The organism is Klebsiella sp. KTE92 (assembly GCF_000398905.1).
Taxonomy (GTDB): Bacteria; Pseudomonadota; Gammaproteobacteria; order Enterobacterales; family Enterobacteriaceae; genus Klebsiella; species Klebsiella variicola.
The window spans coordinates 2,720,023-2,744,392 of record NZ_KB976100.1 but is presented as its reverse complement, the minus strand read 5'-3'; the positions used below and the strand labels follow the sequence as shown (position 1 = coordinate 2,744,392).

The following is a 24,370-nucleotide window of genomic DNA, read 5'->3' as shown; positions in this document are numbered from 1 at the left end:
TTCTCTTAACGCCTGGGAATAGTGATAAACAGCAAGATTGGTGCCAGTTTTCAGCCTGCCGCGGCCAGACGCCGCGGCAGGTGGGGAGGGTTACTCTTTTTGCGCTACCGCGCCGGAATGAAAGGCTGCGGTCGCCTGTGCTTCACGCTCGTCGCGGGCCAGCCAGCGGTAGAGGGTGGCGCCGAGGAAGACCCCGATAAACCAGCTAAAGTTCGCCACTTCATGCAGGGCCGGAATAAAGCTGATGATCAGCCCCAGGCCCACCGACGGCAGCAGGGCGGCAATCGCTTTCGGGTTAAAGCCGTTGCGGTACCAGTATTTGCCCTTCGGCGTATCGTCAAACAGATCGTCCACCGACACCCGGCCGCGTTTGATCAGGTAGAAGTCGGCGATCAGAATGCCAAACAGCGGGCCAATAAAGGCGCCCAGTACGTCGAGGGTATAGTGGATCAGCTCCGGCGAGTTAAACAGATTCCACGGCGTCAGAAGTATCGATCCCACCGCGGCAATCATCCCGCCGGTACGGAAGCTGATTTTCTGTGGCGCGCAGTTGGAAAAATCGAAGGCCGGAGAGACGAAGTTAGCCACGATATTAATGCCGATGGTGGCGGTAATCATGGTCAGCAGGCCAATGGCCACCGCCAGATCGTTACCCACGCGGCTGACGGTTTCGATCGGGTCAGTGATCATTTTGCCGAACAGCGACTGGGTGCCGGAGACAATCACCACGGTCACCACCGAGAACAGCAGGAAGTTAAACGGCAGACCCCAGCGGTTACCGCGGCGGATCTCGCCCATGCTTTTGCCGTAGCGGGAAAAGTCACCGAAGTTAAGCAGCGGCCCGGAGAAGTAGGAGACCACCAGCGCCGTGGCGGTGATCATCTGCCAGGTCTGCTCGCCGGCGCTCAGGGATTTGCTGGCGAGGGTAAAGGAGATCCCATCCAGACCGGTCTTGTATACAATCCAGCCGGCCAGCGCCAGCATCACCACATAAACTGCCGGACCGGCGATATCGATAAAGCGTTTGATGGCGTTCATGCCATGCCAGAACACCATCGCCTGCAGCAGCCACATGGTGGCGAAGCACAGCCAGCCGAGCGTTGACAGCCCGAGAAAGCTGCTGCTGGTCAGCGAGGCAAGGGAGGGCCAGAACTTGAGCAGAACCAGCATCAGGGCATTCGCCGCCAGATAGGTTTGAATACCGTACCAGGCGAACGCGATCAGCCCGCGGATCACCGCCGGGATATTGGCGCCGAAGACGCCAAACGCCTGACGGCAGATAACGGCGTATGGCACCCCGGCCATCTGGCTCGGCTTCGCCACCAGGTTAGCGCACAGCTGCACAATACAGATGCCGACCAGCAGGCAGAGCAGAACCTGCCAGCTGGCCAGTCCAAGCGTAAAGAAGCTCGCCGCTACTACGTAGCCGCCCATGCTGTGCACGTCCGACATCCAGAATGAAAAAATATTGTACCAGCTCCAGTTCTGGTCGCGGGTGGGCGCCAGATCCTCATTACATAGCCGCGGACTGTAGCTGGCGGCCGCCTCGTGAGTCTTCTTCTGCTGCGTGTGGGATGAATGTGGCATGAAACCTGCTCCTCTGAATGAAAACCCTGTGAAATGGATTGCTGAGGCTATTGCAGGATCCAGGCCAGAATGATGAATCTTGTATACAAAAAATAAATTTTATGTATACGATCTGCTATCGATAAGTGAAACCGGAGTGGGTTAATGAATAATGAACATCGTCTCCAGGCCGCGCCAGCGCTGCAGGACAAGGACGAAAGCATTTACCAGGCGCTGATGACGGCCATCGTCGAACATCAGTTGCCGCCGGGCAGCAAACTGCCGGAAGAGGCGCTGGCGGAGGTGTTCGCCGTGAGTCGCACCGGCATCAGAAAGGTGCTGCAACGACTCGCCGCTGTGCAACTGGTCACCTTAACGCCCAAACGTGGTGCACACGTCACCAGCCCGAGCGTGGAAGAGTCCCAGGCGATCTTTCGTACCCGGGCGCTGCTTGAGGTCGCTAATCTGCCGGATGTGATCGCGCGCTGCCAGCCGCCGCATCTGGCGGCGCTGGAGAACATTATTCAGCGTGAACAGCAGGCCCATGAGGCGCACGACGGCCCGGCGGCGATCCGCCACTCCGCTGACTTTCATATTCAGCTGCAGGCTATCTCCGGCAACCCGGTGCTCACCGAGATGGTGACCCGCCTCAGCCAGCGCTCCTCTTTAGTGATTGCCGCCTGGGGCGCTCCCTGGCGACAGGGCTGCCGTTGCGACGATCACCAGCAGCTGGTGGGTTTGCTACGGGATAAAGCCCTGCAGCCGCTCAGCGAGGCGCTGATGCACCATTTTGATCATATTGTCGCCAGCCTGTGCTTCGAGCGCGATGGCGTCAGCCTGCCCGATTTTTCCCGGCTGTTCGCCGGCCACAAGGAGCCGTGATGTCTGCCATATGTATACAAGTGATCAACCCCAACACCAGCCTGGCGATGACTGAAACGATAGGCGCCGCCGCGCGTGCGGTCGCTGCGCCGGGTACCGAGATCCTTGCGGTCTGTCCCCGCGCCGGGGTGCCGTCAATTGAGGGCCACTTTGACGAAGCTATCGCCGCGGTCGGCGTGCTGGAGCAGATCAAGGCCGGACGCGAGCAGGGGGTGGATGGGCATGTGATCGCCTGCTTCGGCGACCCGGGGCTGCTGGCGGCGCGGGAGCTGGCCCAGGGGCCGGTGATCGGCATTGCGGAAGCCGCGATGCATATGGCGACGATGGTCGCCACTCGTTTCTCCATTGTGACCACGCTGCCGCGCACGCTGATCATCGCCCGTCATTTGCTGCACCAGTACGGATTTCATCAACACTGCGCGGCGCTGCACGCCATTGATTTGCCGGTGCTGGCGCTGGAAGACGGCAGCGGCCTGGCGCAGGAGAAAGTGCGTGAGCGCTGCATTCGCGCGCTGAAAGAGGACGGCAGCGGGGCGATTGTCCTTGGCTGCGGTGGCATGGCGACCCTGGCGCAGGAGCTGACCCGCGAGCTGCGGGTGCCAGTGATCGATGGCGTCAGCGCGGCGGTGAAGATGGTGGAGTCACTGGTCGCGCTGGGCCTGGCGACCAGCAAGCACGGGGACTTAGCGTTCCCGGAGAGAAAAGCGTTAAGCGGACAGTTTCAGTCGTTAAATCCATTTTAAAAGGGGCAGGAGATGGGAGAGAACCAGGAACACTATCCTCGCGATCTGCGAGGTTATGCAGGGCAGCCACCGCACGCGCGCTGGCCGGGCGGGGCGCGGATCGCGGTGCAGTTCGTCCTCAACTATGAGGAAGGCGCGGAGAATCACGTCCTGCATGGCGATGCGGGTTCGGAACAGTTCCTGTCCGATATTATCGGCGCCGCCAGCTACCCGGCACGCCATATGTCGATGGACTCACTCTATGAGTACGGCAGCCGGGCTGGGTTCTGGCGCATTCATCGTGAGTTCAGCCAGCGCGGGCTGCCGCTGACGGTCTTCGGCGTGGCGATGGCGCTGGCGCGGCACCCGGAGATTGTGGCGGCGATCAAGGCCGCGGATTACGATGTGGTCAGCCACGGCTGGCGCTGGATCCACTATCAGCACATAGATATTGCCGAGGAGCGCGCGCATCTGCAAAAAGCGGTGCAGATGTTGACCGACCTGTTCGGCAAACCGCCCACCGGCTGGTATACCGGCCGCGACAGCCCCAACACCCGCCAACTGGTGGTGGAGCACGGCGGCTTTGACTACGACAGCGATTATTACGGCGATGATTTACCTTTCTGGAGCGAAGTGGCCTGCAGCGACGGCAGCCAGCGGCCGCACCTGATCGTGCCTTATACCCTCGACGCCAACGACATGCGCTTTGCCACCGCCCAGGGGTTCAACACCGCGGAGCAGTTTTATACCTATCTGAAAGACAGCTTTGACGTGCTGTACGCCGAGGGAGAAACCGCGCCGAAGATGATGTCCGTGGGGATGCACTGCCGGCTGCTTGGGCGTCCGGGCCGTTTCCGTGCGCTGCAGCGTTTCCTTGACTATATCCAGCAGCACGACAAGGTGTGGGTCTGCACCCGGCAGCAAATTGCCGACCACTGGCGCGAAACCCATCCGTATCGCGGGTAGCTTGCTGCCACTCATCTGGCCCTCTCCACAGGGAGAGGGTCCCGCCCGGTCGCGTCTGTTGAACCGGTTCACCAGGATGTATTTTGATTATTGAATGAGCATGGCGAGGAGTACCAGGCACAGCAGCAGCACATAGATGCGTGCATACCATACATCAGGTACCGCAGGGATTGCCCGGCGGCTAAACACTATCCCGGCCCAGCCGGTCAGGACGAGCAGGCCTAAAATTTTCAGGCTGATAAACCCCAGAAATCCGCTCAGCGGAATGCTGTGCCAGCCAATGACGGCATAGGTCACAGCCCCGCATAGCGCCACGGGCAAAGAAAGCGGGTTGGATGCGCTAACGCACTCCTGCATCTCATACCCGTGTCGCCGTAGCAGGGGCACCGTCATGACGCTGCCGCCCACGCCCAGCAATGCGGCAATCATACCGATAACCATACCGCCGCCAGTGACTACTGGCAGGGACAGCCGACGCCGAGCGCTGCCCCTGAAAAAACCTTTGCGCAACAAACAATCGCTGATGGTTGCCAGCATATAGAGAATAAACAGCGCGCGAACGATCTTCTCGCTCAATATCCCCGCCAGACAGGAGCCGACCACCGCCCCAATGGCAATAAACCATAACAAAGGAAACAGCGTCTGCGCGGCAAGCTTGCCCGCCCGCCAGTTTCGATAGCTGACCCAGCCGGCGTTAAATATCATCACCGCCGTTGAGGTAGCCACCGCGACATGCATGGCGTTTCCCGTAAGTTCCGGCTGCCGAAGCATCAGTTGATAGACAAAGGGCACCACCACAAAGCCGCCCCCGAAGCCGAACAGGACTGTGGTAATGCCGGTCGTAAAGCCAGCCAGCGCAATAATAACGATATCATTCAAGAAAATATCCCCGACCTGAAAATGAGCGAGCAGCTTATACCGGTCGCGTACGGCTTCCCATTTGCGTAGCGCTCAATTACCTTTGTAAATCGGTCAGAGGGGGGCAGGTGTGCGCAACGTAAAAATTGACGAGGTCGATCGGCTCGATCGCGAAGTGGTGGCGTTAGGCAATGACTATGCGCAAGGGTATATACTGCCACCGCACCAGCATCGTCGCGCACAGCTGCTGTATGGCGCGACCGGACTGATGTATGTCACCACTCAGGACGGAGAATGGGTGGTTCCTCCGCAACATGCTGTCTGGATCCCTCCTGAAACCGTGCACGCCGTCAGATTTGTGGGGGTGACCACGCGTAGCTTATATATTGAGCCAGATTATGTGGCCGCTTTCATTAAACACCGTCGTTGCGAAGTGATCAGCGTCTCGCCGCTGTTGCGCCAGCTACTGCTTGAGGCTGTGGATTTACCACCGTTGTACGACAGCCCACGCGATCGCACGCTGATACAGTTGATGTTGCTGGAACTGGCCGCCATGCCGGTCCGCGAATTTGACATTCCGTTGCCGCAGCATCCGGCGCTGCTGGCGCTTTGTCAGGCTTTTTTGCTTAACCCCTCTATCCATGATCCTGCGGCACGCTGGGCCAGGGCGCTGTTTATGAGCCAGAGCACCTTTCGCCGGCATTTCCTGAAGCAGTTGGGCCTGTCATTTTCCGCCTGGCGTCAGCGAGCCTGCGTGGTGAGCGCCCTGGCATGGTTGATAGCAGGAAAACCGGTGAACGAAGTGGCATTATCTCTTGGATACGATAATGCGTCCTCTTTCGCCACCATGTTCCGCCGCGTGACCGGGCAGCCGCCATCGTTTTATCACCCAGCCTGATGCGTTGGGGAAGGGGACTCCGGCAGCATGTGTCGGAAATGAATGTCGCTTTTATGGCGTTGCTATGCGCTAACGTAGTCATAAGACAGACAATCCGGGAATGCCTGGCTTGCGTCTTCAGGTACCCCTACATTTAGTGGTGGCTACATCCAGGCGGTTTATCTATTCTGCCTGTAACCGTGAGAAGACCGGAGTCTCTCTTTGTGAACCATCTTATCGTTGAAAAAATCATCATCATCTTTCTTCTCATCCTGTGGGGATTCGATACATTCAGAACCAGGAAAAGAAAACGTTATGATCCCGCCATTGAAGCCGCTGATGCCAGCGAACGCCATCAATGGCGCTATCTGAGATGGGGGTTTCGGATCATACAGGTGATAGCGGGAGTGTATATCGTCGTGCAGCTGATTCAGGTTTTACTGAGATAGAGGCCGCCGGCAGGGCGACGGGAGAAAACATCCGGCTGACCAGAATGAGGTCAGACAATAGCGGTTTTCACGTCGGCAAAGGGGAATGTCCGCTCTGTGCCAGGAGCGGACATTCATATCTGAGTACTGAGAGCCTTAAGCCGCTTTGCTAATGAAGACAGGCGATCTGCGTCCAGCACGCAATGCGACTTCCCCATCTCACTCAGCGCTGAAACTCACCAAAACCAACGTCGCCTGGGTTCTTGCCAGGCTCCCTGCCACAGGTCAAAACGTGTGAGTGGTTCAAGTTTTTTTAGAACTGCAGATTCACCCGCGGATGAGAGACTTCGCTCCGAAATGGAAATACCGAAAAGGCCTTCAGCGACCGGGAATATTTCACATTCTGGTGTCAGCGATCCCAATGCTTTTTCTATCTTGTTACGTTCTGCTTTGATAATTAACTGAAGTCCCATCAGCTCTTAAACTCCACCATGGCTATCTGCTCAAGTGCTTGCCTGATCTGGGCCTGAACCTGATCTGGGATGGATTGCCCTCTGATGTCATAGACGACCCGGCAAGTTTGAATGTGCGGTGGAAGCTGCGATAGCCCCCAGCTTATTCTGGCAATATTGTATGCAATACTGAGTTTTATCGATTCCGGTGATGCCAGAGCGTGGTTGGCCACAAGGAGAAATTCGCCGCGTTCTTCATTTATAAACTCTGGGGTAAACATTACGTATCCCTTTCATTGGCTTCGCCAACTTCTGGCAATTAAATGCCTTTTCATCTTAGCATGAATCCTGTTCGAGTCACGATGTCCGCTGTTCGCTCATAGCAGACCTTCAACTCAGGTAGCTTGTCCGCTCTGTGCCAGGAGCGGACCCGATGGCAAGCTCACCGAGCATGACATTATGCTTGCGCTGCTTTGTAACGTGCTTCCAGCTTATCCAAAAAGCCAAAAAGTACTTGATTCATTTCACTGTAATCGTGTGCCCGGAGCGCTTCCGGCGTGTCAACGAAACGATATTCTGCTGCACGGCTCAGGTCTTTCTCAGAATGAGCGATCAGCCGTTCTACAACGTCCAATGTGAGCTCCATGTGGCACTGGAAACCAAAGACGCGGTCTGAATAGGCAACAATCTGCCGCGGACAGCCTTCGCTGTAAGCAATAATTTTAGCCCCCGGCGTCAAACCTGGCATATCGTTATGCCAGTGACCCACTTCCAGTGTTTTCCCAAAGTGAGAGAACATCTCATCCTTCCTGCCGTCTTCGGTCAATGTGATCGGGAATTTACCAATCTCTTTTTCCGGGCTATGAGAGAACGGCGCGCCCAGCGCTTCACCGATTAGCTGTGAACCCAGGCAGATACCGATCACCGCCTTACCGGTTTTAACCGCGGAAGCAATCAGCGCCTGTTCCGCTTTAGCATTAAAGTGCGGGCACGCTTCAAGCGTTGTGTCCGGATCTTGCGGACCGCCCATAACGATAAGAAAATCGATGCCTACGGCGTCATCAGGTAGCCGATCGCCTGCATAGACGCGTGAGTAAGTTACATCATAACCCTGGTTTATTGCCCAGGTTTCATATGCGCCCGGGGCTTCAAAACTTTCATGTACGATAAAGTGTACGCGCATGAGGATAAGCTCCTGTAATATCTTTGATGATCAGAATGATAAGTCACGCACCCATTGCCTAAGGCTCTACTCCGGGTGGTTCCAGTTTCGATATGATAATGGCAGGGGCTAAATCTGAAATGCCAGGTAGTATAGATAAAGCGCCAAGACATGATGAAGCCACAGGCTGGTCCAGTACTGCGATAAGCTATCAACGCGGCGAGGTAGATCCTCCCCATCATCATGTTGAGGGGCAGCTACTCTTCGCCACCAGAGGGGTTATGCTGGTGCAAACAGAGAGTGACCGTTGGGTGATCCCTCCTCAGAGGGCATTATGGCTACCGCCTTTGCATATCCATAGTTACCATCTGCTTTCACAAACCGATCTCAGGGCGATCTATTTCAGCAGTAGCCTTATTGCAGAATGTACGAGCTTTACGAAGAGTCAGCAGGTACATGTGATCACGGCTACGCCGTTAGTCAAAGAACTTATCGCTGGGCTGTTCAGTGAGGACTACGCCAGACCGAGTCAACGGAAGATAGCTTTGTTGCTTCTGGAAATTCTCAGCGAGGCTCCACCTTTAACGATGGCGCTTCCCATGCCGAATGATGAGCGATTATTCAGCGCGGCCAGATCGCTCCTGGTCAATCAGCGCTGGGAAGCATCGCTGAGCGAGCTGGCTTTTATGTCGGCCATGTCGGAACGGACCTTTTCCCGATTGTTTATGAAGGATACAGGCTTTAGTTTTAGAACATGGAAGCAGAGAGCCAGAATTTGCGCTTCGTTGGATCTTCTCGCGAACGGCGTTCCAATCAAACAGGTCGCTTACCAGCTTGGTTTTTCATGCCCGGCGGCATTTACCGCTGCTTTTCGCTGCATTCTGGGGTCAACGCCACGCGATTTTGTGCCTTAAACCGGGAAACCCTCAAAGCGGTCTTTGAGACTGTCATGGGCATATTACCAGACGCAGAAACCCTGCGAGGGTAGGGGTATCCCGCCTTTGCTGTTGAGAAAGGTAGTTTAATTTGCACCCGACACACTCTCATTGATTAAAGCACGGAGTGGAGATTACTGCGGTCCACAGTTCTGACAAACCGTGAAAGAGAAGGCCTGCGTAAAGAAAAAAGGTGTCGCGATGCGTGATGAAATTACCTTATGACAGACCTTGCGGTGATTTACGGCACCGGGTGGATTCCGGACGCTGTGAGCCGACTCATTGCTACGAAGCCTGATTCTGCTGTACCTCAAGCCATATGATAGCCTGCACAACAATCACATACCGTCCATTAATGCGTCCAGGGGAGTACTCCCGGGCCCTGGACGTCCCCTGTGTGCCAAAAGCGGAAGTAGGCTGAAGATAAATTAGCATTGCTGTTAGTCGTGGGTGCTGCAGATGGGTAGAAATTGATAACTTAGGATGCAAGTTCGTCCCGCTCTTTCTGCAGTTTTCATCGAGGGTATATTCTCCGGAATAATTGTGCCCATATACAAAGATAGTTCCGAATCGGAATGAGTTAATAATCGGTACAGCAGGCGTTGCGCTCGGGCCGACAATGATCGACCACGAAAAGCAGGAAGTATTACTTTGTCAGTAATACGATATCCTCTCAGAAAAGCGAGGTTTCCTTTCTGGCATATTAGCAACCCGGCGCGAACATCGTTTTCATAGATAATATATACTTCTCTCTCAGAAATATGGTCACACAACTCTTCGTCATCAACTGCTACCAAATTACTTGCAGACAGTTCACGAACTGTCTGCCATGTATGCTTATAGGCATCGCCCAGAGCCTGACAACACCAGTCAAAATCTTCGTATGTCGCCACTTGCAAAGTAAGAAATTTATCATTGAATTCAGGGGGTTCAGAAAAAGACGTGGCATATATATACTGGTCGGGAATACCCTGCGGGAAGGACTGGCCTGGCACAAGAATGCGGACATACTGAGCTCTGAGTTGTGACCATTCCTTACTAATGAGTTCTAATGCAGTATGATTTAGGTCAGAATCCATACCTACAATATCAATAAAAGGTTTGTTAATATTTCCGCCCTGATAACGGGGGCCAGTAAGAAATTGCTTTCCATCAATTTTGAGTTTTCGTTGTAAAAAATATTCCTGACATAATCCAGTTTCTCTCCAGGGAAATCGCGCCGAGAAACTTCTGTCCGTACACCTCGATTCCTGCTCTGACAACCATTGTTTTAACCATGAACGTAGAGTAACTTCAGGCACAGGTAGCCTGGCATATTGAGATAGCATGTAAGATAGCATAAAAATATTTTGCCCTTGGATATAAAAATGTTTTTTTAAACAAATCAGAATAGTTCTACTCTCATTTTATTACCAATTATAGCTGGCACGTCCGCTCCTTGCTCAATGCGGACCTTTAGCTCGACAGCTTGTCCGCTCCGCGCCAGAAGCGAACAGTGTTATCAGTGGCCAGTGATAAAACGTCAACCCGTTGCCCTTGCCTTACAGCACCTCAACCACTTCAAATTCTTCTGCGATCAACTCCATATCCTCAGAAAAATGACCTTCAGAGCTGAAAAATCTCTGATGCTCTTTCTTCCAGTATTCAAGGCTTAAATCGCCTTCACCTTCTTTGCGGGCGAACGCTTCAGTCACATCACAAAAACGAACCAGCTGCATCGAAATCAGTCTGATCACGCAAACTGGAACATTCTGGCCATCAAGAATAATGTGATAACTCCCTATCCTCGGAGCAGATTTTTCATGCTGGTAAGAGGCAAAAGATCCGCAAGAGGCCGTTTTTATCCCTTTTTTGATCAGTTCCGCAAGCTCGTTAGCCAGCTCCGGACTGTCACCCATTTGCCAGGCGTCTGCGCCGGGATACTTCTTTTTTATTTCCTCAACCTCAACCATGAAAATCCCTTCGTTATCGTCAATGAAAAGAAATGGCATACCTTTTTTAACATGAGCGGTCCCAACATTATCAGCGTTATCTTTCTTTAGATAGTGTGGTCCGTTCTTCGCTCAAAACAGACCTTAAGCGCATTTAACGCGTGTGCTCTGCGCCAGAAACGGAAGTTAACTTCGAGACGAGCCATAAAGTCGCCTGTCTTATTCAGACTGCCAGTAAAGCGGTGAACCGAACGCGTCCAGGTAGTAATCGATAATCGCCCGCACGTTCAGCGGAGGGTGGCGGGCATTCGGATAGATTGCCGCGATGTGCTGTGGCTCCGTTTTTATGGATGTATCCAGTTCCGGCAGCAGTCCGACCAGCTCGCCGCTCTTCAGCCGGTCTCCAATCAGCCAGTCAGGAAACAGCACAATCCCCATCCCCCCGAGTGCGGCAATCAGCAGGGTTTCCGCATTATTCGATGACATCAGGGGCGAGACGGGATAGTGCACCCATTCCTCTCCGTGCCTGCGCAGCAGCCATTGGTTTGGTCCTGACGAACCGCGATAGACCAGGCATTGATGTCGCGCGAGCTCTTCGGGTGATCCCAGCATGCCGTGCCGGCGGATGTAATCCGGTGACGCGGCAAGATGATAGAACTGCTGGCCAAACACGCGCGCATGAAAGGCGGAATCCGTCAGCACGCCAATCCGGAAAATCACGTCAGCCGGCTCCCGGTGTGGATCGATGTAATCATCCGTCAGCGTAAGCTCAATACTAAGCTTCGGGTATCGCTCCGTCAGGCCGGGTAACGCGGGTGCGACATGGCGCTGTCCAAAGAACACCGGTGCGTTTATGCGGACCATTCCGGAAGGCTCAAGCGTTCTCTCATTGAGTTCCCGCCGCGCCTCTTCCATGCTGCCCGTCATCGCACGCGCATAGCGGATAAAAAGATGGCCGCTTTCCGTCGGAATTATAGCCCGGGTATTGCGGTAAAAAAGCTGCTGCCCGAGCACATCCTCCATCTGATGGATGACGCGTGATACCTGAGAGGCCGATATCCCTTCCCGCCGGGCCACCACCGAGAAATTCTGCGTTTCATAAACGTCTATAAAAATCAGCAGGGCGCGAATACTGATGTTCCCAAGGCCATTCATTAATGCATATCCTGCACAGGTGTTTATCTCATTATGGCATTTTTCTCATCCATGTTAAGTCGTAATCTTCTCCGTCTGGACTTTGGGAGACAGATTGCTATGCAACTAATATTGATTTTTATCGTCATTGCCGGAGGCATGGGACTGTCCATAGAGGCAGGATTGCTCGGGCCACTGGGTGGGGAGGTCGGTGACCTCTGGGCTACCTTCAGCATATTTGGCGTGGGCGCGGCGCTGACCTTCCTGCTGATGCTTTTTTTCAGCCCGCGTAACAGCCCGTCATTCTTTGCGCAACCAGCGTGGCAGCTACTTGGCGGCGTGCTTGGGCCGATTTACGTCATCATCCTGACCGTGGTAACGCCGGCAATTGGCATCGCCATGACTATGATCGGCATCCTGGCAGGCCAGGTGTTCAAGAGCCTGATTATTGATCACTTCGGTCTGCTCGGTACGTCGCGCCGGAAAATTGACAGTAAGCGTATCATTGCGCTGATTTTCATCATTGCAGCGCTGGTTATGGTTGCACAGGGGTAAAGTAACATTATGACTATTATCATGATTCTGCTCGCCGTCGCCGGTGGCGCCATGCTGAGTATCCAGGCGGCTATCAATGGCCAGCTGGGCAGCAAGGTCGGCGTATTTAAAAGCGCGTTCCTGACATTTTCTGTCGGCGCCCTGGTGACGGGGCTGCTGATCTTCTTCTTTGAACCCAAACACCCCCTGACGTTGATGGACGTGCCTAAATGGCAGCTGCTGGGCGCAATGTTTGGCGTACCGTATATCGTCATTATGGTACTGGCCGTCCAGCGTATTGGCGCGGCAGTGGCTACGGTCGCTGTCATTTTTGGCCAGTTAACCATGAGCATGCTGATCGATAACTTCGGCTGGCTGGGCAATGCGTCGATTCCATTCACGATGAGCCGAATCGGCGCCATTATCTGCCTGGGTATCGCGCTGTTCTTCATTTACTCCAGCAGTAAGTCAAAAGCCGCAACGGCGAAAACTCCCCGGCAGCAGGAAAACGCTAACACATAAGCCCGGCCAGTTCAGATGTTACACTGCAATGCCAAAGCTAAGTTCAGATGTCCGGGGCGGGCAACACTCAAATTTCCGCACCTCGCTCATGGCTGATCTTTGGCTCAGTTAGCTGTCTGCTCTGTGCCAGAAGCGGATATCAAGAGCATAGCCAGTGTTAATTTATCGGGAAAAGGGATATTATCCTTAATAGCGTTTTTGGTTCAGAGTGAAGTATTGCACCCATTTCTCAATAATTTGAAGTGAGCTTGTGGTATGAATAATAATCTTTATCGTTTGATTGTTGACTTTCAAGATAATGTCCAGGTGGCTTTAAAGCTAATGCATCGGTCTGGAATTAAAATGCCATCAAGTTGCTATGAGTGGATTGAATCTGATATACCCAATGTTGGTGAGCTAGATGGTGGTGTCAAATATTATAAACATGGGGCTGGATGCAGGGTAGATCTAAACTCCGGGAGCGTAGATTTTGATTTTGGGGGGCGAGGTGAGGTAGGAGGGTTTAATTCTTGGTGGTTGACCAACTTTGCAGGGGAAAATCTAATAGATTACGGATTCAGAAATTTTGATGATGTCTCTGATCATTTAAAAAAGGCCCTAGATGATGGAGAACTGATTTTTCCAGATCATGATCTTTATTATTTTGCTAATGTCCCACATACTTACGCTATAGATACAGATTGCCGCTTCCCTGAGGACAGGCTCCCATGTCGCAATCACGACCGCGTATTAACATTACAAATTCATTATTTCGAAACGGCTGATCTTATGTTTAAAAATTACAATAAGCTCAACACAAAAATGACAAAAAATGGCCATTTGAGTGAGAGAGAAAAATTTGATATGAGAATTTATCTTTCTACATGGTTAGGTTTTTTAGGTGTGGTCTGCGAAGGATTTAAAAGCTTAAATATGCGACTCTTACTCGATAATGAACGCCCTAGAGAATTTAAAAAATTATTACCAATTTCAGATGGCATCGGAAAATTGATGAAAGAACATTCGAACTCACTCAGGATATTTAGAAATAATGTTTTTCATCTTAGAGAAAGTACTGACTTTATACATCATTTTTTTTGATAAGGAAGTTGAGCGTCTTCCATGGGCAGGTGAATTACATAAAGCACTTTCACATTTCTTTTCGCAGTATAGAATTTTTTGCGAAGTGCATTATGTTATTAATGGGCGTAAAGGAGAGAGCAATATGATAAAGAAAAAGGTAACACGCCCTAAGAAAGTTGCTTTGAGATATTAAAGATACATGCTAATGAGTTGAGCCATTCATCTTACCTAAAAACAATGTCTTCTTCTCTTCTTAATCGAGCTTGATGATTTTTCATAGCGTCCGCTTCGTGCCAGGAGCGGACATTGGCTGAATAGATAGAAAGCAGCCATGATGTGTTTTCATTAACGCTGGTTACGTTATAATAGCCTCGATGAAAACGAGAGAACTGGAGTAAAAATGTTTGCTGATTTTGGTATCGTGAATTTCGGGACGTATCTGCTTGGTGCGACACTGATAGTTCTTGCTCCTGGCCCTGAGACCATGTTCGTGATTAAAACAAGCATTACGAGCGGGATCAAACGAGGCTTTGCTGCAATATTTTCCATTCTCATGAGTGACGTACTTCTGGTTCTGCTGGCATGGTGTGGGCTTGCCGCAGTCATAAGCTCAATTCCAGCCTTGTTTAACGCCATTAAATACGCAGGTGCTGCCTATCTTTTCTATCTCGGTGTCCAGACGATACGCGCTATCTTTAAGCCAACTGTCGAAACGAGTCAGGAAAAGAAATCTTCAGCTGATGCTAAGGGGATCATCGGGCGTGGAATGCTTGTTACTCTACTGAATCCAAAGACGCTGCTGTTCTATATCTCTTTCTTCGCCCAGTTCATCAATGTTCAGGCTGAACATTCCTGGATGGCGTTTATCATCCTTGCAGCAGTAATGTTCGCGATTACTCTCGTTTATTTCGGTTTCCTCGTTTTCTGCGGCTCTTATCTGCTAAGCCGTTTGAAAGGCAACCGTAGATTATCAACCATTGGAAACGCGCTGGTAGGTATGTTCTTCATTGGATTTGCAGCGCGACTCGCAAGCGCAACCTCCTAACGAGAAAGCTAAACCGCCTCACGGCGGTTTTTTTACGTTCTTACGCTGGATGGGACGGCCGCTCTTCGCTCAAAGCGGACCTCACGGCGCTTCAGAGGGGCCACGCTTTGTCAGAAATAGCCGTTTAACATGCCGATAAGATGATTCACGCTTGAGCGCTCATCTTCGTTTACGTAGCGCATTAAGCAGCGCCTGTGTGGCATCAGAAGACGTTCCGGATGGCGAACAAACCAGCCCAAATTCACGATGAATAGCCGGCGTCACTGGCACCACGCACAGGTTGCGCAAGGTCTCCGGCAGGGCGGATTCCGGTACCAGCGCGACGCCCATCTCTTCACCGACCAGTTTACAGGCGCTTATCCAGTCGCGAACCGTCACGCGGATATCAGAGAGTTGCAACCCGGCCTTTTCCATCAGGCTTTTGCCATTCACGACACAGCCGCCCGTCGCCAGAACAAAGGGCTGGTCCGCCAGCGCCTTTAGCGTTATGCCATCAGCTTTCGCATGCTGTGCCAACCGATGGCTGGCGGGCAGGACCGCGACCCATGCATCCTGTCCTAGTACCACCTCTGCAAGTCCGGGAACGGGATTCATGACCACCCCAAGTTCAACGGTGTCTGCGGCAAGCCACGCTTCGACTTCTTCGTCAGAGCCTTCCAGCACAACAACGTCAATACCCGGATGCAGGCGCTTAACGTCGCGCAGCAGGCCGGGCAACAAGGTAGACGTCACGGAGGGAAAACTGGCCAGCCGAATGCGCCCGCGGGTGACGTTCCGGCCCCGATCAGCCAGTTCGCGGATAACGTTCAGCTGCGAAAGCATGTTTCTGGCATGTTCCACCACCTGCTCACCCAGGGCGGTAATCCCGATGTATCGTCGCTCACGGGTAAATACCGGAAAGCCCAGAGAAGCCTCCAGCTGGGCAATGGCCTGGCTGGCGCCGGACTGGGTCATGCCTATCTCCTCGGCAGCACGTGAGATATTGCCGGCATCCGCCACGGCTACCAGCAGGCACCAATGTAAAAGATTCATCATGATTATCAGTAGCTCAGCTAATAGTTCTTTTCTATATCATTAATTTTACAGTGCGATCGGCGTTAAATACAGTGTGCTGAGGATCGTGCAGGACGTTGTCCGACGGCTTTACACATTAACGGAGACGAGATGAAACTTTATTACGCGCCAGATACCTGTTCATTATCACCGCACATCGTGCTGCGCGAGCTGAACCTTGAATTTGAACTGGTGAGAGTCAACAACAGAAGCAAGATCACCGCTGATGGTCGCGACTTCCTCACCATTAACCCGAAAGGGTATGTTGCTGCGCTTGAGCTGGATGATGGGCAGATCCTCACCGAAGGGCCGGCGATGGTGCAGTACCTCGCCGATCGTAAACCTGAATACGGCCTGGCGCCACGCGCGGGCAGTTGGGAAAGGGTGCGCCTGCAGGAATGGCTTAACTTTATCACCAGTGAAATACACGCGGGTTCGGCGCCGCTGTTTAACTCCGCGCTGGCGGAAGATGTCAAAACGATTTTTCGAGACAAGCTATTCCGACGCTTCGATTTTCTGCAGACGACGCTCAGCGAAAAAACCTATCTGACTGGCCCGTCCTTTAGCGTGGCGGATGCCTACCTCTTCACGGTGCTGGGATGGTGCAAATTCTTCGCGATCCCACTGGATCGCTGGCCAGCGCTATCGTCGTATATGGAAATAATAAATGCCCGTCCTGCTGTACAGGCGGCATTACGGGCTGAAGCGTCTCAACAGGGCAGGTAGAAGGCGACATGCGTAGAGAAGGCCGCACAAGAGAGGCGGCCTTTGGCGTCAGATTGCCAGTTCAGGCATCTGCGCCATCACAAACGCGAAAACTTTTTCCGCGTCGAGTGAGGCATAGGGCAGACTTTCAATCACCGCAATAGAAAGAGCGTCGCCAACAATCCCTCTTATCTCCGCGACCTTATACTGAATATGCGGCGCAACGAGAAATCCGTCGAAAGCGGGCGCCACGCTGGCAAAATTTTCCAGGCCCACTGCGCTGACAATGAGAGGATGGCCCTTTTTTTCCGCCAGTAACTCTATCTTTTTGGCGAGAGAATTGGCGGTGTTGCCAAACAAACAACATATCAGAAGCTTTTTCATGGTTTTACCTCCTGAGAATGAATTTCAGGATATGACTCGCCATGCGTATAAAATGAGCGCCACCTCATAATTGCGTGAAGAATTCATCATGATGATGCTTTCCAGGCATGTGAAAGACTATGGGGCCTGATTTTTGATCCGCTCTTTGTAATTCCCTGGGGACATGCCCATGATACGACTGAAAGCCCGCCTGAATGCGGTCTCATCACTATATCCGCAGGCGTTGGCGACCTGAGAAATCGTTTTGTCAGGGATTTCCAGCATAAGCGCCGCCGTTTCAATACGAACCCGCGTGATAAAGTTTTTCGGACTCTCCTGGATCAGCGCGGTCATTTTACGATTGAGGGTGCGGGGTGTCAGGTTCAAGGCCTCAGCCAGCTGATCCACCGTTATGCCCGGGTTTTGATAACGCACCAGCTGTTCAGCCTTCATCAGAAGAGGATGCCTTGAATTGAGAAATCCCGCAGGCGCATAAAGCTGCTGTGATAATGGCTGGCTATCCGCAACGGCCATATCAGCCGTCCTCTTGGCAATCTCATTGCCCGCATATTTGCGAACAATATAGATAACCAGGTCAATCCACGAAAACGGGCCTCCTGTGGTAATGATGTTGTCCTGTTCAGCCATGACTTTCCCCCAGACGGGCTTCGCCAGTGGGTATCGCGATCGCAAGGTATGATACAGCCACCAGGTCGTGGAACAGGCGCGTCCGTTGAGTAACCCGGCTTCACCCAGGATAAATCCGCCGGCGCAGGCCCCTGCAATGCAACTGCCCTGAAGATATTTTTCTTTCACCCATTCTGCGGCAGCGGTAACGGCCTCTTGCGCGAGGGGAAGCTTCTGCTCGTCAAGCTGCATACCGCTGGCAATAACCAGATCAACAGGTTGGGCATCATTGAACGAACCATCGCTAACGATTTTTCTCCCCTGAACGTCCATGACTGGCAGACCATCGGAGGTGACCACCATGACCTCAAAAAACGGTGACGTCCGTGCAATATCCGCGTTGACTTGCGGATTTTGGACGATGATCTGATTGGCGAGCCAGAACATGTCGGCTATGCCGGCAAGTGCCGATCTCATGCTGCCCGGTATAGCCAGTAACGCAATTCGCATGGTGAGTCCTGGTAAAAATTATGTCTGATTTAGCATCATAACTGTCATTTAAGACACTTTATAGGTTTCATCCTGCCGCGTTAAAGTGAGCGACGTTCTTTTAACGTCAACGGTAGAGTGAGAGTCGATGAACCCTTTTCTTAAGAAAAACATTCGCCTGGGAGCATTCGTTATGTCTTTGATGATTTCATTCGCATCGCCTCTCCGGGCAGAGGCGACGGATATTAAAAACATTGTTCTGGTCCACGGGGCGTTTGCGGATGGTTCCAGCTGGTCTGCCGTTATCCCGTTGCTTCAGGCTGACGGTTATCACGTCACCGCCGTGCAGAATCCCTTGACCTCATTGCAGGATGACGTGACGGCGACGGAACGCGTCCTCGAGCGTCAGAAGGGCGGCGTTCTTCTGGTGGGGCATTCATGGGCTGGCGCGGTTATTACCCAGGCAGGTAATGCACCAAACGTGAAAGGACTGGTCTACCTTTCTGCCCTGGCGCCGGACTCAGGAGAATCTGTCGCCGAGGCTCTGACACGGCTTAATGCGCCGATGGAGGGGATGGAGGCGGATAAAAACGGCTTGATCTGGCTGGATGATGCGAATGCTTTTCATCAGATCATGGCGAATGACCTTTCTGCATCACAGGCACGCCTTCTGGCGGCGCAGCAGCAGCCCATCGCCGCGGGCGCCTTCAGCGAAAAGATAGAGACCGCCGCCTGGCATAGCAGGCCATCATGGTACCTGATCACCGAAAATGACCATGCGCTGAATACGTCGGTCCAGGCGCGTTTTGCCCACGAGATAGGCGCCCACATTTCGCGGATTCATTCCGATCACCTGTCCATGATTTCCCATCCCGCTCAGGTCGCTGAACTGATTAATCAGGCGGCGCTCAGCATAGAATAAATTCAGCGTTTGCTGGAGTTATGAAACCCGTTATTCAGACATGTGCAGTTAAAAGAAATAAGTCAGACATTGAGATCAGTTTCTCAGAACATCAACGACGATTTGCTAATGAGGTGTAGGCCATGATGCACGCGATAACATTGACATACCTGCGTTCGGAAGAGGAAATCTCAGCCCATCTTGAGGCACACAAGCAATGGCTTATGCGCGGAATTAAAGAAGGAAAAATTCTGTTTGCCGGCCCTGTTGATAATCATGCCGGTGGGTTCATTCTTATGCGCGGAAACGATAAGCCCTTGATTCACGCTTTTCTGCAGGAAGATCCTTTTATCGAGCACAACATTGCTGAGGCGGTGCTGCTCAGTTTTGAACCCCTGTTATGCGCTCAGGGCGTGCCTGTTGCATGGGCAGATAAGGCTAAATTTATTTAATCCATGTGGCGCGTCCGTGTTCTGATTAACCCCGCCGGCCAGTGCCGGCGGGGGGAGTTGACGATTATTCCCAGCGTTTCAGCAGCAGGCTGGCGTTAACGCCGCCAAAGCCAAAACCGTTCGACAGCGCATAACGCATTTTCTGCGGGCGGGCCTGCAGCGCCACCAGATTGAGACCTGCCGCCTCTTCATCAGGGTGATGCAGGTTCAGCGTCGGCGGCACCACCTGATCGCGCAGGGCCTGAATGGTGAAGATGGCCTCGATCCCGCCGGCCGCGCCTAACAGATGGCCGGTGGCGGATTTCGTCGAGGTAATGGCGACCGGATGGGCGCCAAACAGCGTTTTAATCGCCGCCAGCTCACCTTTATCACCTACCTGCGTTGAGGTGGCGTGGGCGTTGATATGGTCAATCTCGTCGACGGTCACCCCGGCCTGGCGAATAGCGGTCTCCATGGCCCGACGTGCGCCGTTCCCGTCTTCCGGGCCAGCGGTCAGGTGATAAGCATCTGCGCTGGTGCCGTAGCCCACCAGCTCGGCCAGCGGCGTGGCGCCGCGCGCCAGCGCGTGCTCCAGAGATTCGATCACGATAAGCCCCGCGCCTTCTCCCATCACAAAACCATCGCGGTCACGGTCAAAGGGGCGGGAAGCGGCTTCCGGCTGGTCGCTGGAGGCGCTGGACAGCGCCCTTGCCGCGGCAAACCCGGCAAGGCTAACGCGATGAATTGCCGCTTCCGCGCCGCCGCAGAGGACGATATCCGCCTCGCCGCTGCGGATCATCCGCGCTGCATCGCCAATGGCCTGAGCGCCAGCCGCGCAGGCGGTGACCGGCGCGCCGATGGGCCCCCGGAAACCGTGGGCGATAGACACATGCCCGGCGGCCAGGTTGGCCAGAAAAGAGGGGATAGTGAACGGCGAGAGGCGACGCGGCCCGCGTTCATCGGTGGTATGTACCGCATTGGCGATCTCGCTGAACCCGCCGATCCCGGTGGCGATCACCGTGGCGGTGCGTTCCTGTTCGGCCTCGGATACTGGCGACCAACCGGCCTGGGCCAGCGCTTCGCGGGCGGCGACCAGCGCAAACTCAATAAAGCGATCCATCTTTTTGCGCTCTTTCGCCGGGATGGTCGCCAGCGGGTCGAAGCCGTGCAGCGGATCGCTGTCAATGGACGGCACCTGGCCGGCCACTTTGCAGGGAATATCCGCGACCAGCTGCTCGCTGAGCCGGGTGATCCCTGACTTTCCTGCCAGCAGCGACTGCCAGACGTGCTGTACGCCGCAACCCAGCGGGCTGACAATCCCCATCCCGGTGACGACAATGCGTTTAACGGAAACGCCCATAGTTAACTCTCCTGTAGTATTAGTGTGCCGGCGGCTTTTTCATCAAGGGAACCAGCAGCGCGGCAAGCAAAAAACCCATCATGATGAGGTAGAAAGCATCGGAAAATGCCTGGGTTCGCGCCTCCCGCAGCGCCAGCGCGGAAAGATTTTTCAGCGCCGCCGTCTGCGCGGCATCCGGCGAGATCCCCTGGACGGTGAAGTTTGCCGCGCTGCGCTGAACAAAATCGCTCATCGCCAGGTTGGCGTTATTCAGATGGTCCGCCAGGCGGCTGTAGTGCAAATTGGTTCTGTCGTTAAGCACCGTGCCGCACAGGGCGATGCCGATGGCGCCCCCGAGGTTGCGCATCAGATTAAACAGCCCGGAGGCCAGCTTGAGGCGCGCGGGCGGCAGGCTGCCCAGCGTCAGGGTCACCGTTGGCGCGACGGCAAACTGCTGCGCCAGTCCGCGAAAGGCCTGCGGGAGCAGCAGCTGATCCGCCCCCCAGTCGTGGGTGATCGGAACAAAGCTGTACATCGACACCGCAAAGCCGATCAGCCCGGCCATCAGCAGCCAGCGCAGGTCGACGCGGTTGGCGAGCCACGAATAAAACGGAATAGACATGACCTGGAACAGACCGGTGGAAAATACCGCCAGGCCGATCTCCAGCGCACTGAAACCGCGCACGCTCCCCAGATACAGCGGGGTTAAATAGATGGTGGCGAAGATGCCGACGCCGGCCATAAACGAGAAATAGCAGCCGAGGCTGAAGGTTCGATCCTGCAGGGCGCGGAGATCCATCACCGGCTGCGGATGGCGCAGGGTGCGGATAACAAAGGCCACGCCGCAGAGCAGGGCGACCCAGGCGGTGGTCGTCAGGGTCGCGTCATCAAACCAGCCCCAGCGCGGACCTTCTTCGAGGGTATATTCCAGGCAGCCGAGGGACAAGGCCAGCAGCAGAATACTGAGATAGTCGGCGCCGCGCAGCAGCGAGGGGTCGGCGCTGTCTACTTTCACCAGCAGCGGCACTGCCACCGCGATGTAAATCCCCGGAACCACGTTGATAAAGAACAGCCAGTGCCAGTTGTAGTTTTCGGTGATCCAGCCGCCCACCGTTGGACCCAGCGTAGGGGCGAGGGAGGCCAGGCCGCCGATCGTCGCCGCGGCAATAACCCGCTGTTTGCCCTGGAAAAAGGCGAAAGCGGTGGTGAACACCAGGGGGATCATCGACCCGCCCGCCAGTCCCTGCAGGGCGCGGAAGGCGATCATACTCTGGATGTTCCACGCCCAGCCGCACAGCAGGCTCATCAGCGTGAAGCCCGCCGCGGAAGCGGCAAACAGCCAGCGGGTCGACATGACCCGGGCCAGCCAGCCGGAAAGCGGGATAATAATGATCTCGGCGATCAGGTAGCTGGTTTGTACCCAGACGGTTTCATCGTCGCCCGCCGACAGGCCGCCGCCAATATCCCGCAGCGAGGCGGAGACGATCTGGATGTCGATAAGGGCAATAAACATCCCCACGCACATGCTGGCGAAGGCGAAGATCTTCTTCGCCGTCGGCATCGACAGACCCTGCGGGGCGGACAGCGCCTGAACGGTGCTCATCGAGGGCTCTTTTCGTTCACGGTGACGATCACCGACAGTCCCGGGCGCAGGACGTCAAGCTTTGCCCCGTCACCTTCCAGCGCAATGCGGACCGGCACCCGCTGCACGATTTTAGTGAAATTCCCGGTCGCGTTCTCCGCCGGCAGAATGCTGAAGCGTGAGCCGGTCGCCGGCGCCAGGCTGGCGACATGGCCCTTAAAGGTATGGTTCGGCAGCACATCGGCGACGATGGTCACCGGCTGGCCGGCACGCATATGCGCCAGCTGGTTTTCCTTGAAGTTGGCGTCAATCCACAGGCCGTGCGCGGGCACCAGGGAGAGCAGTTGCGTGCCGCTGCTGACGAACGAGCCGGACCACGCGCGGCGGTTGCCAATCACCCCATCGAACGGCGCGCGAATGTCGGTATAGCTGAGGTTCAGCCTGGCCATCTCGAGGTTAGCCTGGGCCTGCGCCAGGGCAGCCAGGGTTTGCTGCTGGCGAGCATCCAGCACCGCCAGCTGACGTTCGGCCACGGTTTTATCCGCTTTGGCCTTCTCCTGCTCGGCGTGCGCCCGGCGATAATCGGCGGAGGCGTTATCGCGGATCTGTGCGGAAATCGCGCTCGACGCGGCCAGGGCGTTATAGCGTCGGTTGTCGTTAGCCAGTTTTTCGGTTGCCGCCGTGGCGGCCAGTAACGAGGCCGCAGAGCCGGCAATGGTCGCCTGCTGTAGCTGGCGGGTGGCCAGGATATCGGCCAGCGCGGCCTGCTGCGCCGCCACTTCTCCGGCGGCTTTTGCGAGGGCGGCGCGATAATCGCGGTCGTCAATGCGGATCAACAGGTCGCCTTTTTTCACCGCCATATTGTCCTGCACCGCCAGCTGCTGGATATAGCCGGAGACTTTGCTGGAGATGGCGCTAATGTCGCCACCAACATAGGCATCATCGGTGGTCTGCATAAAGCGCCCGGTATGCCACCAGTAAGCGCCGTAGCTCGCTGCCGCCAGGGCGGCGACGCCGAGTGCCGCCAGGACGAGGACGCTTTTCTTACTGGCCGGATTCATTGCTGGCCTCTCTGTAGGGTTCAGGCTGGAATTTTTGCCCGCTATCGCCTTCGCGTTTGCGCAGCAGATATTCATGACGGTATTTCATCATCGGCGAGGCGGCGGGGCCCGGCACCATGGCGTATTTACCCGGAATAATCTCTTCCCCGGTCGCTTTATCCACCATGACTGGCTCAACCCGTCGCTGGGTGGCGGTTTCCACCAGCTGCATCTGACGGCCTTCGGGGGCGAAGTGGCGGTTACCCCATTCCGCCAGCGCCAGCAGCACCATGCGAAAATCGCGGCCGCGTTGCGTAAGGTGGTATTCGTAGCGCGGCGGGGTGCTGCTGTAGCACACCTTCTCCAGCAGCCCGTCGTCGACCAGCGCCTTCAGGCGGCGCGACAGAATATTGGGCGCGACGTTGCTGCTTTTCTGGAACTCGTCAAAGCGGGTAAAGCCCGCGAAGGCGTCGCGCAGGATCATGATGCTCCAGCTGTCACCGATGCGGCCAAGGCTGCGGGCAATGGGGCAGGGAGCGTGGCAAAGCGGTTCATTTTTCATGGACTGTCCAGTAACCAGGTGGCTTTTGCCAGCAAATTGACATAGTAACTATCAAAATGCAAGTTACTCTTCATGGTACCCAGAGAGGAAGCCGCTCCCGTTTCACTACGCCGTTTCTTCCTCTGAATGCCGAAAACTGGACAGTCGCCGCCGCCGCTTTATTCCTGCTTTATCGTAATAAGAGATAAATATCACTGATGGC

At 54.5% G+C, this 24,370-nt stretch carries 28 protein-coding genes and 1 pseudogene; 13 read left to right on the top strand and 16 right to left on the bottom strand.

Going from position 1 to position 24,370, the window contains the following annotated elements; all coding sequences use genetic code 11:
- Nucleotides 1-90: 90 nt before the first annotated feature.
- A complete protein-coding gene (locus A1WC_RS12440; RefSeq protein WP_008804801.1) occupies nucleotides 91-1,587 on the bottom strand; it encodes an NCS1 family nucleobase:cation symporter-1 in 1,497 nt (498 codons plus the stop codon).
- 144 nt (nucleotides 1,588-1,731) lie between these two features.
- Here A1WC_RS12440 and A1WC_RS12445 point away from each other — a divergent pair, with 144 nt between their 5' ends.
- From A1WC_RS12445 to puuE, 3 genes and pseudogenes are all read left to right on the top strand, one after another.
- On the top strand, nucleotides 1,732-2,448 hold the full coding sequence (locus A1WC_RS12445; protein WP_008804802.1) for a GntR family transcriptional regulator: 717 nt from the start codon (nucleotides 1,732-1,734) through the stop codon (nucleotides 2,446-2,448).
- A pseudogene (hpxA, locus tag A1WC_RS12450) lies at nucleotides 2,448-3,319 on the top strand (allantoin racemase). The gene A1WC_RS12445 and the pseudogene hpxA overlap by 1 nt, the downstream one beginning before the upstream one ends.
- Nucleotides 3,204-4,136 (top strand): allantoinase PuuE, encoded by a 933-nt coding sequence (gene puuE / locus A1WC_RS12455; protein WP_016161091.1) that lies wholly within the window; start codon nucleotides 3,204-3,206, stop codon nucleotides 4,134-4,136. The pseudogene hpxA and the gene puuE overlap by 116 nt, the downstream one beginning before the upstream one ends.
- A gap of 87 nt (nucleotides 4,137-4,223) precedes the next feature.
- Here puuE and A1WC_RS12460 read toward each other — a convergent pair whose 3' ends face one another.
- The gene (locus A1WC_RS12460; RefSeq protein WP_016161090.1) at nucleotides 4,224-5,015 is read right to left on the bottom strand and encodes a sulfite exporter TauE/SafE family protein; all 792 of its coding nucleotides are present in this window, start codon (nucleotides 5,013-5,015) and stop codon (nucleotides 4,224-4,226) included.
- Between the two features lie 109 nt (nucleotides 5,016-5,124).
- Between A1WC_RS12460 and A1WC_RS12465 the strand changes: the two genes are divergently transcribed.
- Entirely contained in the window at nucleotides 5,125-5,892 is a 768-nt protein-coding gene (locus A1WC_RS12465; protein ID WP_016161089.1) for an AraC family transcriptional regulator, read from the top strand.
- Nucleotides 5,893-6,095: 203 nt separating this feature from the next.
- The gene (locus tag A1WC_RS12470) at nucleotides 6,096-6,320 is read left to right on the top strand and encodes a hypothetical protein (RefSeq protein ID WP_016161088.1); all 225 of its coding nucleotides are present in this window, start codon (nucleotides 6,096-6,098) and stop codon (nucleotides 6,318-6,320) included.
- A 215-nt stretch (nucleotides 6,321-6,535) separates the two neighbouring features.
- Here A1WC_RS12470 and A1WC_RS26290 read toward each other — a convergent pair whose 3' ends face one another.
- The 3 genes from A1WC_RS26290 to A1WC_RS12480 form a co-directional block, all read right to left on the bottom strand.
- Nucleotides 6,536-6,772, bottom strand: a complete 237-nt coding sequence (locus A1WC_RS26290; protein WP_071599419.1) for a hypothetical protein — start codon at nucleotides 6,770-6,772, stop codon at nucleotides 6,536-6,538.
- A complete protein-coding gene (locus A1WC_RS12475) occupies nucleotides 6,772-7,032 on the bottom strand; it encodes a hypothetical protein (protein ID WP_012968162.1) in 261 nt (86 codons plus the stop codon). The genes A1WC_RS26290 and A1WC_RS12475 overlap by 1 nt, the downstream gene beginning before the upstream one ends.
- Nucleotides 7,033-7,208: 176 nt before the next feature.
- Entirely contained in the window at nucleotides 7,209-7,934 is a 726-nt protein-coding gene (locus tag A1WC_RS12480) for a GMP synthase (protein ID WP_016161087.1), read from the bottom strand.
- 119 nt (nucleotides 7,935-8,053) lie between these two features.
- On the opposite strand from A1WC_RS12480, the gene A1WC_RS12485 reads away from it, so the two are divergent.
- On the top strand, nucleotides 8,054-8,827 hold the full coding sequence (locus A1WC_RS12485) for an AraC family transcriptional regulator (protein ID WP_003026049.1): 774 nt from the start codon (nucleotides 8,054-8,056) through the stop codon (nucleotides 8,825-8,827).
- A gap of 461 nt (nucleotides 8,828-9,288) precedes the next feature.
- On the opposite strand, the gene A1WC_RS26285 is transcribed toward A1WC_RS12485, so the two are convergent.
- From A1WC_RS26285 to A1WC_RS12495, 3 genes are all read right to left on the bottom strand, one after another.
- Nucleotides 9,289-10,188, bottom strand: a complete 900-nt coding sequence (locus A1WC_RS26285) for a hypothetical protein (protein ID WP_016161086.1) — start codon at nucleotides 10,186-10,188, stop codon at nucleotides 9,289-9,291.
- Nucleotides 10,189-10,389: 201 nt separating this feature from the next.
- Nucleotides 10,390-10,746 carry an ASCH domain-containing protein gene (locus A1WC_RS12490; RefSeq protein ID WP_162494447.1) on the bottom strand — a complete coding sequence of 119 codons (357 nt, stop codon included), beginning with the start codon at nucleotides 10,744-10,746 and terminating at the stop codon, nucleotides 10,390-10,392.
- Nucleotides 10,747-10,998: 252 nt separating this feature from the next.
- Nucleotides 10,999-11,934: a LysR family transcriptional regulator gene (locus A1WC_RS12495; RefSeq protein WP_008804812.1), complete on the bottom strand. Its 936-nt coding sequence runs from the start codon at nucleotides 11,932-11,934 to the stop codon at nucleotides 10,999-11,001.
- Nucleotides 11,935-12,033: 99 nt separating this feature from the next.
- On the opposite strand from A1WC_RS12495, the gene A1WC_RS12500 reads away from it, so the two are divergent.
- The 4 genes from A1WC_RS12500 to leuE all read left to right on the top strand — a co-directional run bounded on the left by A1WC_RS12500 (nucleotide 12,034) and on the right by leuE (nucleotide 15,076).
- Nucleotides 12,034-12,468, top strand: coding sequence for a DMT family transporter (locus tag A1WC_RS12500; protein ID WP_004151877.1), 435 nt, complete (start codon nucleotides 12,034-12,036; stop codon nucleotides 12,466-12,468).
- Between the two features lie 9 nt (nucleotides 12,469-12,477).
- Complete coding sequence (locus A1WC_RS12505) at nucleotides 12,478-12,969, top strand: DMT family transporter (RefSeq protein ID WP_016161084.1); 492 nt, start codon at nucleotides 12,478-12,480, stop codon at nucleotides 12,967-12,969.
- Between the two features lie 255 nt (nucleotides 12,970-13,224).
- Complete coding sequence (locus A1WC_RS12510) at nucleotides 13,225-14,049, top strand: DUF6896 domain-containing protein (RefSeq protein ID WP_016161083.1); 825 nt, start codon at nucleotides 13,225-13,227, stop codon at nucleotides 14,047-14,049.
- Between the two features lie 382 nt (nucleotides 14,050-14,431).
- Nucleotides 14,432-15,076 carry a leucine efflux protein LeuE gene (gene leuE, locus A1WC_RS12515; protein WP_016161082.1) on the top strand — a complete coding sequence of 215 codons (645 nt, stop codon included), beginning with the start codon at nucleotides 14,432-14,434 and terminating at the stop codon, nucleotides 15,074-15,076.
- A 159-nt stretch (nucleotides 15,077-15,235) separates the two neighbouring features.
- Here leuE and A1WC_RS12520 read toward each other — a convergent pair whose 3' ends face one another.
- Nucleotides 15,236-16,111 (bottom strand): LysR family transcriptional regulator, encoded by an 876-nt coding sequence (locus A1WC_RS12520; RefSeq protein WP_016161081.1) that lies wholly within the window; start codon nucleotides 16,109-16,111, stop codon nucleotides 15,236-15,238.
- A gap of 129 nt (nucleotides 16,112-16,240) precedes the next feature.
- Here A1WC_RS12520 and gstA point away from each other — a divergent pair, with 129 nt between their 5' ends.
- The gene (gene gstA / locus A1WC_RS12525) at nucleotides 16,241-16,855 is read left to right on the top strand and encodes a glutathione transferase GstA (protein WP_008804819.1); all 615 of its coding nucleotides are present in this window, start codon (nucleotides 16,241-16,243) and stop codon (nucleotides 16,853-16,855) included.
- Nucleotides 16,856-16,903: 48 nt separating this feature from the next.
- Here the strand turns inward: gstA and A1WC_RS12530 are convergent, their stop codons facing one another.
- A complete protein-coding gene (locus A1WC_RS12530) occupies nucleotides 16,904-17,218 on the bottom strand; it encodes a PTS sugar transporter subunit IIB (RefSeq protein WP_016161080.1) in 315 nt (104 codons plus the stop codon).
- A 117-nt stretch (nucleotides 17,219-17,335) separates the two neighbouring features.
- Nucleotides 17,336-18,334, bottom strand: coding sequence for a GlxA family transcriptional regulator (locus tag A1WC_RS12535; protein WP_016161079.1), 999 nt, complete (start codon nucleotides 18,332-18,334; stop codon nucleotides 17,336-17,338).
- Nucleotides 18,335-18,506: 172 nt separating this feature from the next.
- On the opposite strand from A1WC_RS12535, the gene A1WC_RS12540 reads away from it, so the two are divergent.
- Entirely contained in the window at nucleotides 18,507-19,235 is a 729-nt protein-coding gene (locus A1WC_RS12540) for an alpha/beta fold hydrolase (protein ID WP_016161078.1), read from the top strand.
- A 122-nt stretch (nucleotides 19,236-19,357) separates the two neighbouring features.
- The gene (locus tag A1WC_RS12545) at nucleotides 19,358-19,666 is read left to right on the top strand and encodes a YciI family protein (protein WP_016161077.1); all 309 of its coding nucleotides are present in this window, start codon (nucleotides 19,358-19,360) and stop codon (nucleotides 19,664-19,666) included.
- Between the two features lie 64 nt (nucleotides 19,667-19,730).
- On the opposite strand, the gene fabF is transcribed toward A1WC_RS12545, so the two are convergent.
- Genes fabF through A1WC_RS27935 form a run of 5 tightly spaced genes read right to left on the bottom strand, consistent with a single transcriptional unit; the run spans nucleotide 19,731 to nucleotide 24,296 of the window.
- Nucleotides 19,731-21,005, bottom strand: a complete 1,275-nt coding sequence (fabF, locus tag A1WC_RS12550; protein WP_016161076.1) for a beta-ketoacyl-ACP synthase II — start codon at nucleotides 21,003-21,005, stop codon at nucleotides 19,731-19,733.
- 19 nt (nucleotides 21,006-21,024) lie between these two features.
- Nucleotides 21,025-22,587, bottom strand: a complete 1,563-nt coding sequence (locus A1WC_RS12555; protein WP_016161075.1) for a DHA2 family efflux MFS transporter permease subunit — start codon at nucleotides 22,585-22,587, stop codon at nucleotides 21,025-21,027.
- On the bottom strand, nucleotides 22,584-23,627 hold the full coding sequence (locus tag A1WC_RS12560) for an HlyD family secretion protein (protein ID WP_012968175.1): 1,044 nt from the start codon (nucleotides 23,625-23,627) through the stop codon (nucleotides 22,584-22,586). The genes A1WC_RS12555 and A1WC_RS12560 overlap by 4 nt, the downstream gene beginning before the upstream one ends.
- A complete protein-coding gene (locus A1WC_RS12565) occupies nucleotides 23,611-24,168 on the bottom strand; it encodes a winged helix-turn-helix transcriptional regulator (protein WP_016161074.1) in 558 nt (185 codons plus the stop codon). The genes A1WC_RS12560 and A1WC_RS12565 overlap by 17 nt, the downstream gene beginning before the upstream one ends.
- The gene (locus A1WC_RS27935; RefSeq protein WP_162494481.1) at nucleotides 24,165-24,296 is read right to left on the bottom strand and encodes a hypothetical protein; all 132 of its coding nucleotides are present in this window, start codon (nucleotides 24,294-24,296) and stop codon (nucleotides 24,165-24,167) included. Before A1WC_RS27935 ends, A1WC_RS12565 begins: the two co-directional genes overlap by 4 nt.
- Nucleotides 24,297-24,370 lie beyond the last annotated feature (74 nt).

Excerpts from the sequence above, each read along its gene's own strand:
- A1WC_RS12440 (WP_008804801.1), bottom strand. The coding sequence starts at position 1,587 with ATGCCACATTCATCCCACACGCAGCAGAAGAAGACTCACGAGGCGGCC.
- A1WC_RS12445 (WP_008804802.1), top strand. The coding sequence starts at position 1,732 with ATGAATAATGAACATCGTCTCCAGGCCGCGCCAGCGCTGCAGGACAAG.
- puuE (WP_016161091.1), top strand. The coding sequence starts at position 3,204 with ATGGGAGAGAACCAGGAACACTATCCTCGCGATCTGCGAGGTTATGCA.
- A1WC_RS26290 (WP_071599419.1), bottom strand. The coding sequence starts at position 6,772 with ATGGGACTTCAGTTAATTATCAAAGCAGAACGTAACAAGATAGAAAAA.
- A1WC_RS12475 (WP_012968162.1), bottom strand. The coding sequence starts at position 7,032 with ATGTTTACCCCAGAGTTTATAAATGAAGAACGCGGCGAATTTCTCCTT.
- A1WC_RS12480 (WP_016161087.1), bottom strand. The coding sequence starts at position 7,934 with ATGCGCGTACACTTTATCGTACATGAAAGTTTTGAAGCCCCGGGCGCA.
- A1WC_RS12485 (WP_003026049.1), top strand. The coding sequence starts at position 8,054 with ATGCCAGGTAGTATAGATAAAGCGCCAAGACATGATGAAGCCACAGGC.
- A1WC_RS26285 (WP_016161086.1), bottom strand. The coding sequence starts at position 10,188 with ATGCTATCTTACATGCTATCTCAATATGCCAGGCTACCTGTGCCTGAA.
- A1WC_RS12490 (WP_162494447.1), bottom strand. The coding sequence starts at position 10,746 with ATGGGTGACAGTCCGGAGCTGGCTAACGAGCTTGCGGAACTGATCAAA.
- A1WC_RS12495 (WP_008804812.1), bottom strand. The coding sequence starts at position 11,934 with ATGAATGGCCTTGGGAACATCAGTATTCGCGCCCTGCTGATTTTTATA.
- A1WC_RS12500 (WP_004151877.1), top strand. The coding sequence starts at position 12,034 with ATGCAACTAATATTGATTTTTATCGTCATTGCCGGAGGCATGGGACTG.
- A1WC_RS12505 (WP_016161084.1), top strand. The coding sequence starts at position 12,478 with ATGACTATTATCATGATTCTGCTCGCCGTCGCCGGTGGCGCCATGCTG.
- A1WC_RS12510 (WP_016161083.1), top strand. The coding sequence starts at position 13,225 with ATGAATAATAATCTTTATCGTTTGATTGTTGACTTTCAAGATAATGTC.
- leuE (WP_016161082.1), top strand. The coding sequence starts at position 14,432 with ATGTTTGCTGATTTTGGTATCGTGAATTTCGGGACGTATCTGCTTGGT.
- A1WC_RS12520 (WP_016161081.1), bottom strand. The coding sequence starts at position 16,111 with ATGATGAATCTTTTACATTGGTGCCTGCTGGTAGCCGTGGCGGATGCC.
- gstA (WP_008804819.1), top strand. The coding sequence starts at position 16,241 with ATGAAACTTTATTACGCGCCAGATACCTGTTCATTATCACCGCACATC.
- A1WC_RS12530 (WP_016161080.1), bottom strand. The coding sequence starts at position 17,218 with ATGAAAAAGCTTCTGATATGTTGTTTGTTTGGCAACACCGCCAATTCT.
- A1WC_RS12535 (WP_016161079.1), bottom strand. The coding sequence starts at position 18,334 with ATGCGAATTGCGTTACTGGCTATACCGGGCAGCATGAGATCGGCACTT.
- A1WC_RS12540 (WP_016161078.1), top strand. The coding sequence starts at position 18,507 with ATGTCTTTGATGATTTCATTCGCATCGCCTCTCCGGGCAGAGGCGACG.
- A1WC_RS12545 (WP_016161077.1), top strand. The coding sequence starts at position 19,358 with ATGATGCACGCGATAACATTGACATACCTGCGTTCGGAAGAGGAAATC.
- fabF (WP_016161076.1), bottom strand. The coding sequence starts at position 21,005 with ATGGGCGTTTCCGTTAAACGCATTGTCGTCACCGGGATGGGGATTGTC.
- A1WC_RS12555 (WP_016161075.1), bottom strand. The coding sequence starts at position 22,587 with ATGAGCACCGTTCAGGCGCTGTCCGCCCCGCAGGGTCTGTCGATGCCG.
- A1WC_RS12560 (WP_012968175.1), bottom strand. The coding sequence starts at position 23,627 with ATGAATCCGGCCAGTAAGAAAAGCGTCCTCGTCCTGGCGGCACTCGGC.
- A1WC_RS12565 (WP_016161074.1), bottom strand. The coding sequence starts at position 24,168 with ATGAAAAATGAACCGCTTTGCCACGCTCCCTGCCCCATTGCCCGCAGC.